The organism is Klebsiella sp. RC2, assembly GCF_014192815.1.
Taxonomy (GTDB): Bacteria; Pseudomonadota; Gammaproteobacteria; order Enterobacterales; family Enterobacteriaceae; genus Klebsiella; species Klebsiella variicola.
The window spans coordinates 644,119-655,840 of the sequence record NZ_JACHYL010000001.1; the positions used below are offsets into that span (position 1 = coordinate 644,119).

At 61.0% G+C, this 11,722-nt stretch carries 10 protein-coding genes; 2 read left to right on the plus strand and 8 right to left on the minus strand.

Annotated elements, in window-relative coordinates; genetic code table 11:
- The first annotated feature begins 114 nt into the window (after positions 1-114).
- Complete coding sequence (metG, locus tag FHW76_RS03020; RefSeq protein ID WP_012541047.1) at positions 115-2,148, plus strand: methionine--tRNA ligase; 2,034 nt, start codon at positions 115-117, stop codon at positions 2,146-2,148.
- A 110-nt stretch (positions 2,149-2,258) separates the two neighbouring features.
- Here the strand turns inward: metG and FHW76_RS03025 are convergent, their stop codons facing one another.
- From FHW76_RS03025 to FHW76_RS03035, 3 genes are read right to left on the minus strand one after another with little or no spacing between them, the layout of a single operon-like run.
- Complete coding sequence (locus tag FHW76_RS03025) at positions 2,259-2,729, minus strand: DUF1456 family protein (protein ID WP_008804053.1); 471 nt, start codon at positions 2,727-2,729, stop codon at positions 2,259-2,261.
- A 47-nt stretch (positions 2,730-2,776) separates the two neighbouring features.
- Complete coding sequence (gene btsR, locus FHW76_RS03030; RefSeq protein ID WP_008804052.1) at positions 2,777-3,496, minus strand: two-component system response regulator BtsR; 720 nt, start codon at positions 3,494-3,496, stop codon at positions 2,777-2,779.
- On the minus strand, positions 3,490-5,178 hold the full coding sequence (locus FHW76_RS03035; RefSeq protein WP_002912760.1) for a sensor histidine kinase: 1,689 nt from the start codon (positions 5,176-5,178) through the stop codon (positions 3,490-3,492). Before FHW76_RS03035 ends, btsR begins: the two co-directional genes overlap by 7 nt.
- Positions 5,179-5,407: 229 nt before the next feature.
- On the opposite strand from FHW76_RS03035, the gene FHW76_RS03040 reads away from it, so the two are divergent.
- The gene (locus tag FHW76_RS03040) at positions 5,408-5,521 is read left to right on the plus strand and encodes a protein YohO (protein ID WP_002912762.1); all 114 of its coding nucleotides are present in this window, start codon (positions 5,408-5,410) and stop codon (positions 5,519-5,521) included.
- Here the strand turns inward: FHW76_RS03040 and FHW76_RS03045 are convergent.
- The 5 genes from FHW76_RS03045 to bglX all read right to left on the minus strand — a co-directional run bounded on the left by FHW76_RS03045 (position 5,496) and on the right by bglX (position 11,673).
- A complete protein-coding gene (locus FHW76_RS03045) occupies positions 5,496-6,233 on the minus strand; it encodes an ABC transporter permease (protein ID WP_038421536.1) in 738 nt (245 codons plus the stop codon). The genes FHW76_RS03040 and FHW76_RS03045 overlap by 26 nt on opposite strands.
- On the minus strand, positions 6,217-7,164 hold the full coding sequence (locus tag FHW76_RS03050; RefSeq protein ID WP_008804050.1) for an ABC transporter ATP-binding protein: 948 nt from the start codon (positions 7,162-7,164) through the stop codon (positions 6,217-6,219). The genes FHW76_RS03045 and FHW76_RS03050 overlap by 17 nt, the downstream gene beginning before the upstream one ends.
- Positions 7,157-8,314 (minus strand): ABC transporter permease, encoded by a 1,158-nt coding sequence (locus FHW76_RS03055; RefSeq protein ID WP_023340538.1) that lies wholly within the window; start codon positions 8,312-8,314, stop codon positions 7,157-7,159. The genes FHW76_RS03050 and FHW76_RS03055 overlap by 8 nt, the downstream gene beginning before the upstream one ends.
- 7 nt (positions 8,315-8,321) lie before the next feature.
- Complete coding sequence (locus tag FHW76_RS03060; protein WP_023340539.1) at positions 8,322-9,239, minus strand: ABC transporter substrate-binding protein; 918 nt, start codon at positions 9,237-9,239, stop codon at positions 8,322-8,324.
- Between the two features lie 136 nt (positions 9,240-9,375).
- Positions 9,376-11,673, minus strand: coding sequence for a beta-glucosidase BglX (gene bglX, locus FHW76_RS03065; protein ID WP_072122949.1), 2,298 nt, complete (start codon positions 11,671-11,673; stop codon positions 9,376-9,378).
- Between the last annotated feature and the right edge of the window lie 49 nt (positions 11,674-11,722).

An 11,722-nucleotide genomic window follows, 5' to 3' on the forward strand; every position in this document is an offset into this window, starting at 1 on the left:
CAGAGTTTATCACAGCTAACGATTATCCATATATGGGCAGCCATTTATGGCGCACCCACAGCCCTTTTGGTAATATCGAAAGCCCTTTTTACAACAGAAGATGTAATGCTCACTATGACTCAAGTCGCGAAGAAAATTCTGGTAACGTGCGCCCTGCCGTACGCCAACGGCTCCATCCACCTCGGCCACATGCTGGAGCACATCCAGGCTGATGTCTGGGTCCGTTACCAGCGAATGCGCGGCCACGAGGTCAACTTCATCTGCGCCGACGACGCTCACGGCACGCCGATCATGCTCAAAGCGCAGCAGCTCGGTATCACTCCGGAGCAGATGATTGGCGAAATGAGTCAGGAGCATCAGACCGATTTTGCCGGCTTCGACATCAGCTATGATAACTATCACTCGACGCACAGCGACGAGAACCGCGAGCTGTCGGAGCTTATCTACACCCGTCTGAAAGAGAACGGTTTTATTAAAAACCGCACCATCTCTCAGCTCTACGATCCGGAAAAAGGCATGTTCCTGCCGGACCGTTTTGTGAAAGGCACCTGTCCGAAGTGCAAATCTCCGGACCAGTATGGCGATAACTGCGAAGTGTGCGGCGCGACCTACAGCCCCACCGAACTTATCGACCCGAAATCGGTGGTTTCCGGCGCTACGCCGGTAATGCGTGACTCCGAGCACTTCTTCTTCGACCTGCCGTCGTTCAGCGAAATGCTGCAGGCGTGGACCCGCAGCGGCGCGCTGCAGGAGCAGGTAGCGAACAAAATGCAGGAGTGGTTCGAATCCGGCCTGCAGCAGTGGGACATCTCCCGCGATGCGCCGTACTTCGGCTTCGAAATTCCCAACGCGCCGGGCAAATATTTCTACGTCTGGCTGGACGCGCCGATCGGCTACATGGGCTCCTTCAAGAACCTGTGCGACAAGCGCGGCGACACCACCAGCTTCGACGAATACTGGAAGAAAGACTCCTCGGCCGAGCTGTATCACTTTATCGGCAAGGACATTGTCTACTTCCACAGCCTGTTCTGGCCGGCGATGCTGGAAGGCAGCAACTTCCGTAAGCCGACCAACCTGTTCGTGCACGGCTACGTAACGGTTAACGGCGCGAAGATGTCCAAGTCGCGCGGGACCTTTATCAAGGCCAGCACCTGGTTAAATCATTTCGACGCTGACAGCCTGCGCTACTACTACACCGCCAAGCTCTCCTCGCGCATCGATGACATCGACCTGAACCTGGAAGATTTCGTGCAGCGCGTGAACGCGGATATCGTCAACAAGGTGGTTAACCTCGCCTCACGCAACGCCGGCTTTATCAGCAAGCGTTTCGACGGCGTGCTGGCCGCTGAGCTGGCCGACCCGGCGCTGTATAAAACCTTCACCGACGCGGCAGAAAGCATCGGCGAAGCATGGGACAGCCGCGAGTTCGGTAAAGCAATCCGCGAAATCATGGCCCTCGCCGACGTGGCTAACCGCTATGTCGACGAGCAGGCGCCGTGGGTGGTGGCGAAACAGGAAGGCCGCGACGCCGACCTGCAGGCCATCTGCACCATGGGCCTGAACATGTTCCGCGTGCTGATGACCTGGCTGAAGCCGGTGCTGCCGCAGCTGGCGGCGCGTGCGGAAGCGTTCCTCAACAGCGAACTGAGCTGGGATGCCATTCAGCAGCCGCTGCTGGCGCATAAGGTCAATCCGTTTAAAGCGCTGTATAACCGCATCGAGATGAAACAGGTGGAAGCGCTGGTGGAAGCCTCTAAAGAAGAGGTGAAAGCCACCGCGGCGCCGGTCACCGGCCCGCTGGCGGACGATCCGATTCAGGAGACCATCACTTTTGACGATTTCGCCAAAGTTGACCTGCGCGTGGCGCTGATTGAAAACGCGGAATTCGTCGAGGGCTCCGACAAGCTGCTGCGCCTGACGCTGGATCTCGGCGGCGAAAAACGTAACGTCTTCTCCGGCATCCGTTCCGCTTACCCGGATCCGCAGCCGCTGATTGGCCGCCTGACGGTGATGGTCGCCAACCTGGCGCCGCGCAAAATGCGCTTCGGCATCTCCGAGGGCATGGTGATGGCCGCCGGCCCTGGCGGGAAGGATATCTTCCTGTTAAGCCCTGACGACGGCGCGAAGCCGGGTCAGCAGGTGAAATAACAAAAAAGCCGGAGAGTATCTCCGGCTTTTTTTTGCCCGGCGGCGCTACGTTTACACGGGCCTACGGGTTTTGTCGGCCGGGTAAGGCGAAGCCGCCACCCGGCTAAACATCACGCCTTCGGGTGATGCACCCGGTGGGTCAACCCGCGCAGGAAGTTGCGCATAAACTGATCCCCGCACTCGCGGTAGTTTTTATGCTCCGGGGCGCGCATCATGGCGGTGATTTCCGGCACCGACACCCGGTATTTCTGCTCGCTCATGATCGCCTGGATATCGTCCGTTTTCAGCGAGAAGGCGATCCGCAGCTTTTTCAGCACCGTGTTGTTATTCACCCGACGCTCCAGCGCCAGCTCCGGCGCCGAATCATCTTTGCCGCGCTTATCGTAGATAAGGCCGTTGAGGAAACCCGACAGGATAATATCCGGGCAGCGGACAAAACCCTCTTCATCCTCTTTCGTCATCCAGGTATCGAAGCTGGCGGCGGTGGATTCCATATCGGCAAGCGCAAGAATGCGCACCATATCGTTATTATTGGCTTTCAGGGTGTAGCGCAGGCTACGAAGAATATCATTACTGAGCATGAGTGCCTTTTACTGTCGATGTTGCAATGGGGCGCAGTGTAGCAGTTTTACAGGCCAATCGCTTCTTTCAGGCTTTTTAAATAGCGCCGGCTCACCGGCACCGTTTGCCCGGCGCGCATCAGCAGCTCCGCCTGGCCATTCTCTTCCAGGCGAATCTCCTTCAGGTGCGCCATATTCACCAGATACTGGCGATGGCAGCGCAGCAACGGCGTGCGGCTCTCGAGGGTGCGCAGGGTCAGCTCGGTAAAGCCCTCTTTTCCCTCGCGATCGGTCACGTAGATGCCGCTCATCCGGCTGCTGACGAAGGCCACATCCTCCATCTGCAGCAGCCAGATACGGCTGTGGCCGGTACAGGGAATGTATTTCAGCGTCTGCCGGGCGTCATCCAGCAGCGACACGTCCTGCAGGCTGCGCTCCTGACGCAGGCGGGCCAGGGTTTTCTCCAGCCGCACGGCCTCAATCGGCTTCAGCAGATAGTCAAAAGCGTGCTCCTCAAAGGCTTTCACCGCGTACTCATCAAAAGCGGTGAGAAACACGATATAGGGGCGATGCTCCGGGTCGAGCATCCCGACCATCTCCAGACCGCTGATGCGCGGCATCTGGATGTCGAGAAACAGCACGTCAGGGCGCAGCTTATGTACTGCGCCAATCGCCTCCACCGCGTTGCCGCACTCGCCGACGATCTCGATATCGCGCTGAGTCTCCAGCAAAATACGCAGGTTTTCCCGCGCCAGCGGCTCATCATCGACGATCAATACTCTCAGCATGCATTCTCCTCCAGGGGCAGACGTAGGGTGACACGGGTAAAGCGCTCCGGCTCGCAGGTGACGCTGATGCCGCAGTCGGCGCCAAAACGCGCCCGCAGACGCCTGTCCACCAGATTCATCCCCAGCCCGCTGGCCTGGGGGTTGGCCCGGTACAGCCCGGCGTTATCTTCGATATCCAGCTGCAGCCAGCGATCGTCCTGGCTGGCGCGGATGGTAATTTCGCCGACGCCAAGATGTTGCGATGTACCATGCTTAATGGCGTTCTCCACGATCGGCTGCAGGGTGAAAGCGGGCAGCTGGTGATGCGCCAGCCCCTCGGGCACCGCCATCTGGATCTGCAGGTTAGCCTGGAAGCGAGCCTTCTCAATCTGCAGATAGGCGTTAACATGCTCGATCTCATCGGCAAGCGTGACAATTTCCGTCGGCCGTTTCAGGTTCTTACGAAAGAAGGTCGACAGATACTGCACCAGCTGGCCGGCCTGATCGCTGTCGCGGCGGATCACCGCCTTCAGCGTGTTAAGCGCGTTAAACAGGAAGTGCGGGTTGACCTGGGCGTGCAGGAGCTTGATTTCAGATTGCGTCAGCAGCGCCTTCTGCCGCTCGTACTGTCCGGCGAGGATCTGCGCCGACAGCAGCTGGGCAATCCCCTCCCCGAGGGTGCGGTTGATCGAACTGAACAGGCGATTTTTCGCCTCATACAGTTTAATGGTACCTATCACCCGCTGGTTCTCACCGCGCAGGGGGATCACCAGCGTCGACCCCAGCTTACAGTGCGGATGAATCGAGCAGCGGTAAGGCACCTCGTTGCCATCGGCGTAGACCACCTCCCCGGTCTCAATCGCCCGTTGCGTATACGAGGAGGAGATAGGCTTGCCCGGCAGATGGTGATCGTCGCCGATGCCGGTAAACGCCAGCAGCTTGTCGCGATCGGTGATCGCCACCGCGCCGATATCCAGCTCCTGGATCAGCACCTGGGCCACCTTCATGCTGTTCTCTTCGTTGAATCCCTGACGGAGGATCCCCTCGGTCGACGCCGCCACCTTCAGCGCCGTGGCGGAAAAGGCGGAGGTGTATTTCTCGAACATCGCCCGTTTATCCAGCAGAATCCGCATAAACAGCGCCGCACCGACGGTATTGGTGACCATCATCGGCGCAGCAATGCTCTGCACCAGATGCAGGGCGTCCTGGAACGGGCGGGCAATCAGCAGAATGATCATCATCTGCACCAGCTCGGCCACGAAGGTGATCGCCCCGGCGGTCAGCGGGCTAAAGACCTTGTCCGGCCGGCCGCGTTTGACCAGCACGCTGTGCACCAGCCCGCCCAGCAGCCCCTCAACGATGGTGGAGACCATGCAGCTTAAGGCGGTCATTCCCCCCAGCGAGTAGCGGTGCAGGCCGCCGGTCAGCCCCACCAGCCCGCCGACCACCGGGCCGCCGAGCAGGCCGCCCATCACGGCGCCGATGGCGCGGGTGTTGGCGATGGAGTCTTCGATATGCAGACCGAAATAGGTCCCCATAATGCAGAAAATGGAGAAGGTGACGTAGCACAGCAGCTTATGCGGCAGGCGAACGGTGACTTGCATCAGGGGGATAAACAGCCGGGTTTTGCTCATCAACCACGCGATGACCAAAAATACGCACATCTGCTGAAGCAGCAGCAACACCAGATCAAACTCGTACATACCCGCAAACCACACATGCCTGAAAGCGCGTACCATACCCTGCCTGGCGAAAACTTTCTTTGAAGCCCTGCATAAAAATGAAAAATGACGGACAGGATCACACTTTTTTCCGGCGCGTTGCGCAGCAAACGCGGCAAAAACCCCGGCGCGGCACGCTAAACCGCAATTAATGTTTCATTAACACCTGCGCTTCACCGTATAATCCCCCTGTTAACATCAGGAGCCTATTATGAAGCCAGCGAAAATCGCGGTCGTCACCCTCTTCTTACTTATGGCCATCGGCGGGATCAGCGGCGTAATGCTGGCCGGCTATTCCTTTATTGTGCGTGGCGGTGTCGGCTGATCCAGCGGGTCAGACGCTCAAACGCGCGGTCGACGATAATCGCCGCCAGCGCCACCAGCAGCGCCCCCTGAACAATATAGGCGGTATTAAAGCCGCTCAGGCCGATGATGATCGGCGTCCCGAGCGTACTGGCCCCCACCGTCGAAGCAATGGTCGCGGTACCAATATTGACGATGACCGAGGTGCGGATCCCCGCCAGTATTACCGGGGCCGCCAGCGGTAGCTCCACCTTATACAGACGCTGCCAGCCGGTCATTCCCATCCCTTCGGCCACCCCTGTCACCCCCGACGGTATCGACCCCAGCCCGGCCAGCGTCCCCTGCAACACCGGCAGTATGCCATACAGCGCGAGGGCGATGAGCGCGGGCAGCCAGCCAAATCCCAGCACCGGCACCGCCATCGCCAGCACCGCCACCGGCGGAAAGGTCTGCCCGATAGCGGCGATGGTCTCCACCAGCGGGCGAAACGCGCTGCCGGCGGGCCGGGTGACCGCCACCCCTGCCCCCAGTCCCACAACCGTTGCCGCGAGACTGGACGCCACCACCAGCCAGCCGTGATCGAGGGTTAGCGCCCAGAAGCTCTCCTGCTGATAGACCGGCCGCGGCAGCTCCGGGAACAGCCGACTGAACAGCGGCGCGCTGTAGGGCAGCCCTACCAGCAGGCCGATAAACAGCGCGATAAGCCACCACAGCGGCTCACGAAGCGCCTTCATGGCTCGCCTCCTGGCGCAGCAGATCGGCAAAATGCAGCGTGCCGCAGGGCCTGCCTTCGGCATCGACCACCGGCAGCGCCTCGCAGCGCCGGGCGACAAACTGCGACAGCGCTTCCCGCAGGGTCATGGTGACGGTCAGCCCCTCGCCCGCCAGCCGTTCGCCGGGACGCAAATAGTCCCCCACCTCGCGCAGCGACAGCAGGCGCACGCCCAGCTCGCTGCGGCCAAAAAAGGTCTGCACAAAGCTATTTTTCGGCCGCAGGAGCATCTCCAGCGGCGCCCCCTGCTGGACCACCTCGCCCCCGTCCATCAGCACCAGGTGGTCCGCCAGACGCAGCGCTTCGTCAATATCATGGGTCACCAGCACAATCGTCCGCCCCAGCAGCCGGTGGATGCGCAGCATCTCCTGCTGCAGCGCCTCGCGGGTCACCGGGTCGAGGGCGCCGAAGGGCTCATCCATCAACAGCACCTCCGGATCCGCCGCCAGCGCCCGCGCCACCCCCACCCGCTGCTGCTGGCCGCCGGAGAGCTGATGCGGGTAACGGTCGCGCAGCGTCGCCTCCAGCCCTAACAACGCCATCAGCTCGTCGACCCGGTCGGCGATCCTCGCCCGCGGCCATTTTTGCAACTGCGGTACAGTGGCGATATTCTGCGCCACCGTCCAGTGCGGAAACAGGCCGATGGACTGGATGGCATAGCCCATCCGCCGTCGCAGGGTCAGGACCGGCTGCTGACGGATGTCCTCGCCGGCAAAACGAATAGTGCCCCGGTCCGGCTCCAGCAGGCGGTTGATCATCTTCAGCGTCGTCGACTTGCCCGAGCCGGAGGTCCCCACCAGCACCGAGAAGGCGCCTTCGCGCAGCTCCAGGGTCAGGTCCTTCACCGCCGGGTGGCCGGCAAACACTTTGCTGACCCCTTCAAACTCAATCATTGGCCTCTCCTTTTAGCCAGGCGCCCCACAGGGCGAACAGGGCATCCACCACCACCGCCAGGGCAATGGTCGGCACCACGCCCAGCAGCACCAGATCCAGCGCACTGCTCAGCAGCCCCTGAAACACCAGCGCGCCAAAGCCGCCGGCGCCGATCAGCGCGGCCACTACCGCCATGCCGACGGTTTGCACGCTGACCACCCGCAGGCTGCGCAGCAGCACCGGCATCGCCAGCGGAAGCTGCACCTGACGAAAGCGCTGCCCGGCGCTCATGCCCATCGCCGTCGCGCTCTCCAGGGCGTCCTGCGGCACCTGCTGCAGGCCGGTCACCACCCCGCGCACCAGCGGCAGCAGCGCATACAAAGTCAGGGCGATCAGGGCCGGCGCCACGCCGGTCCCGGAGACGCCCAGCTCGCCCAGCGCCGGGAAATAGCGCGCCAGACCGGCAAGTGGTGCAATCAGCAGGCCGAACAGCGCCACCGACGGGATAGTCTGGATCACATTGAGCACGGTGAAGGCCGGCGCCTGCCAGCGCGGACGTCGCCACAGCCATACCCCCAGCGGCAGGCCAATGAGCAGGCCCGGCAGCAGGGTGCCGAACAGCAAAAGCAGATGCTGGCGCAGGGCGTCGTCAAATACCTCCTGACGGTTGGCATACTCCTTCAGCAGAGAGAGCTGATCGAGCGCCCCGGTAGCAAGCAGGATGATGGGCAACAGCCAGACTTGCGCATTAAGCAGCCAGCGCCACAGCGGCCGGACGGTAAGATGACGGATGGCCTCGCTGGCCAGCAGCAGACAAAGCGCCAGCGACAGCCACAGGCCGCTGCCGGGCGAGGTGCGCGCCAGCGGCGAGCCGTGCCGGGAGAGCTCAAGCGCCGCCTGTCCGCTGCCCCAGATAAGCAGCGGGAAGAGCAGTTCGGCCAGCAGCAGGTGAAGAAGCGGCGCGGCCCTGCCTGGCAGCCAGCAAAGCAGCATCCCGGCAAGGACTGCCGCCATCTGAACGCCGGCGAGCCAGGGCATCACCTGCCACAGCCCGCGCCCTTCGCCGGAGAGTAAGCGATTCGGCGCGTAAGTAATAAACGGCAGCGCCAGCGTAACCAGCAGCAGACCTGTCAGCAGCAGGCCGACGCGGTGAGTACAGCGAATGGTCACCGGTGGCTTACTTCAACAGGCCTTTCTGCTGCAGATAATCTGCCGCCACGCGCTTCGCATCCTGGCCTTCCACCGCAATACGGGCGTTCAGCTGCTGCAAGGTTTTTTCATCGAGGCTGGCAAAGACCGGCTTCAGCCAGTCGGCGATCTGCGGATAGGCTTTGAGCACTGCCTCACGCACCACCGGCGTCGGGGCATAAATCGGCTGCACGCCCTGCGGATCGCTCAGCGTCTGTAACCCCAGCGCCGCGACCGGGCCGTCAGTGCCGTAGGCCATCGCCGCATTTACGCCCGAGGTCTGCTGCGCCGCCGCTTTGATGGTCACCGCCGTATCGCCCCCGGCCAGCGACAGCAGTTGGTTCTGGTTGAGGTTGAAACCATACGCTTTTTCAAACGCCGGCAGCGCGTCCGGGCGCTCAATAAACTCCGCCGAGGCCGCCAGCTTAAATTCGCCGCCCTGCTGCAGATAGCGGCTGAGGTCGGCCAGCGAGGTCAGGTGATTTTTCTCCGCCAGGTCCTGGCGCACGGCGATAGTCCAGGTGTTGTTGGCCGGCGCCGGGGTGAGCCACACCAGCTGATGTTTCTCCTGATCGAGGCGCTTCACCTTCTCATAGCCCTGTTGGGCATGCTTCCACGCCGGGTCGTTTTCATCTTTAAAGAAGAAGGCGCCATTGCCGGTATATTCCGGATAGATATCCAGCTCGCCGGCGACAATCGCCCCGCGCACCACCGGCGTGGTGCCGAGCTGGATTTTATTAATCGTTTTTACGCCGTGGCTTTCCAGCACCTGCTGGATCATATTGCCCAGCAGCGCGCCTTCGGTATCAATTTTCGAGCCGACCTTCACCGGCTCCGCCGCCTGCAGCGGTAAACTTATCAGGGCGGCCAGCGCCAGCGCACCGGACCATTTCATTGCCATCTTCATCCCGCTTCCCTCAGTTCTTTTGCGCTTCGCTTACAGAAGCTTAAGAGAAAAGCGTAGTCCATTTGCTGGCGATACGAAAAAGAAAAGGCCGATTAATCGGCCTTTAACGTGTCACGTTGAGCTTAAGGGCTATTCCTTACAACAGTTCAAACTCGCTCTGCTTCACGCGGGCGGAGTCCACGCCGATAAAGACATTGAATTTGCCCGGCTCAGCAACGTATTTCATCTGCTGGTTCCAGAACTTCAGCGCATCGACGTCAATCGGGAAGCTGACGGTTTGCGTTTCGCCCGGCTTGAGGTTGACCTTTTTAAAGCCGCGCAGCATTTTCACCGGCCGGCTCATGGAGGCAGTGACGTCCTGCAGATACAGCTGAATGACCGTTGCCCCTTCGCGTTTGCCGGTGTTGGTCACCTGCACGCTGGCGGTCACGCTGCCGTCGCGCGGCAGGGTGGCTGACGACATGGTGACATCGGAGACGCTAAAGGTGGTGTAGCTGAGGCCGTAACCAAACGGATACAGCGGGCCGTTGGCTTCATCGAAGTAACGCGAGGTGTACTTGTTCGGTTTCTCCGGATTATACGGCCGGCCGGTATTCAGGTGGCTGTAGTAGGTTGGGATCTGCCCCACCGAGCGCGGGAAAGACATCGGCAGTTTGCCCGACGGGTTATAGTCGCCAAACAGCACGTCGGCGATGGCGTGACCGCCTTCAGTGCCGGCAAACCAGGTCTCCAGCAGCGCATCGGCTTGCTGATCCTCTTTCACCAGCGCCAGCGGACGGCCGTTCATCAGCACCAGCACCAGCGGTTTGCCGGTGGCTTTGAGGGCGGCAATCAGATTGCGCTGGCTCTGCGGCAGGGTGATGTCGGTCCGGCTGGAGGCCTCATGCGCCATGCCCTGCGCTTCGCCCACCACGGCAACCACCACGTCGGATTGCTTCGCCGCCGCGACGGCTTCGTCGATCATTTCCTGCGGCGAGCGCGGGTCAACCTGCACCGCTTTCTCATACAGGTTAAGGAAATCGACAATGCCTTTATCGTCGGTAACGTTCGCCCCTTTGGCGTAAATCACTTTGCCGTTATCGCCCAGCGCTTCTTTGATGCCGGTCAGCACGGTCACCGACTGGTCGGCCACCCCGGCCGCGGACCAACTGCCCATCATGTCGCGTTTGCTGTCCGCCAGCGCTCCCACCACCGCGATAGTGCCGGATTTTTTCAGCGGCAGCGTATCGAGACGGTTTTTCAGCAGTACCAGACTTTCGCGGGCCACTTCCCGCGCCTCTTTGCGATGCAGGCGGCTTTCCGCGTTGGTGTCCTGCGGGTCAGAATCTTTCGGCCCCAGGTGGCTGTAAGGATCGTTGAACAGCCCCATGTCATATTTCACGTTGAGCACATGACGGGTGGCGTCATCCAGCTCGGCCATGGTCACCTTGCCGGACTTCACCAGCCCCGGCAGGTACTTGCTGTAATACTCGTCACTCATGCTCATGTTGATGCCGGACTTAAGCGCCACGCGCACCGCGTCTTCCGGGTCGGAGGCCACGCCGTGCTTAATCAACTCTTTGATGGCGCCGTGGTCGGAGACCGTGATGCCTTTAAAGCCCCACTGGTCGCGCAGGACGTCTTTCAGCAGCCAGGAATCAGCAGTCGCCGGGGTGCCGTTCAGCGAGTTCAGGGCCACCATCACCGCGCCGCTGCCGGCATCAAGCCCGGCTTTGTACGGCGGCATATAGTCGTTGAACAGGCGCTGCGGGCTCATGTCGACCGTGTTGTACTCTTTCCCGCCCTCCACCGCGCCGTAGGCGGCGAAGTGCTTGACGCTGGTCATCACCGAATAGCGGTCCGCCGGGCTCTTGCCCTGCATCGACTCCACCATCGCCTGGCCCATCATCGTGGTCAGATACGTGTCTTCCCCGAACCCTTCGGAAGCGCGTCCCCAGCGCGGGTCGCGGGAGACGTCGACCATCGGCGCCCAGGTCATGTTCAGGCCGTCATCGGCGGCTTCATAAGCTGACACGCGGCCCACGGTCTTCACGGCGTCAAGGTTAAACGATGAGGCCAGGCCGAGGCTTATCGGGAACACGGTGCGCTGACCGTGCAGCACATCGTAGGCAAAGAACAATGGGATCTTCAGGCGGCTAAGCTGCATCACCTGATCCTGCATCACGCGGATATCCGGCCGGGTGACGGTGTTAAAAATCGCCCCCACCTGACCGTTTTTGATCATTTCGCGGATCGCCTCTTTCGGGTTATCCGGGCCAACGCTTATCAGACGCAGCTGGCCGATTTTCTCGTCTACCGTCATTTTTTTCAGCAGATCGGTGACAAAGGCATCCCGCGCCTGCGGGGTCAGAGGGTGGTTACCAAACAGTTCATCCGCCAGCGCGGGTTGCAGCGCCAGACTCACGGCGACGCCTACAGTGCAGAGCCATTTCATTGTTATCTCGCTTTTTCTCAGACGGGGACTCGGTAAAACATAATAAAAA

What these genes read in the sequence shown, in the direction of transcription:
- metG (WP_012541047.1), top strand. Translation starts at nt 115, where the DNA reads ATGACTCAAGTCGCGAAGAAAATTCTGGTAACGTGCGCCCTGCCGTAC.
- FHW76_RS03025 (WP_008804053.1), bottom strand. Translation starts at nt 2,729, where the DNA reads ATGCTCAGTAATGATATTCTTCGTAGCCTGCGCTACACCCTGAAAGCC.
- btsR (WP_008804052.1), bottom strand. Translation starts at nt 3,496, where the DNA reads ATGCTGAGAGTATTGATCGTCGATGATGAGCCGCTGGCGCGGGAAAAC.
- FHW76_RS03035 (WP_002912760.1), bottom strand. Translation starts at nt 5,178, where the DNA reads ATGTACGAGTTTGATCTGGTGTTGCTGCTGCTTCAGCAGATGTGCGTA.
- FHW76_RS03040 (WP_002912762.1), top strand. Translation starts at nt 5,408, where the DNA reads ATGAAGCCAGCGAAAATCGCGGTCGTCACCCTCTTCTTACTTATGGCC.
- FHW76_RS03045 (WP_038421536.1), bottom strand. Translation starts at nt 6,233, where the DNA reads ATGAAGGCGCTTCGTGAGCCGCTGTGGTGGCTTATCGCGCTGTTTATC.
- FHW76_RS03050 (WP_008804050.1), bottom strand. Translation starts at nt 7,164, where the DNA reads ATGATTGAGTTTGAAGGGGTCAGCAAAGTGTTTGCCGGCCACCCGGCG.
- FHW76_RS03060 (WP_023340539.1), bottom strand. Translation starts at nt 9,239, where the DNA reads ATGAAGATGGCAATGAAATGGTCCGGTGCGCTGGCGCTGGCCGCCCTG.
- bglX (WP_072122949.1), bottom strand. Translation starts at nt 11,673, where the DNA reads ATGAAATGGCTCTGCACTGTAGGCGTCGCCGTGAGTCTGGCGCTGCAA.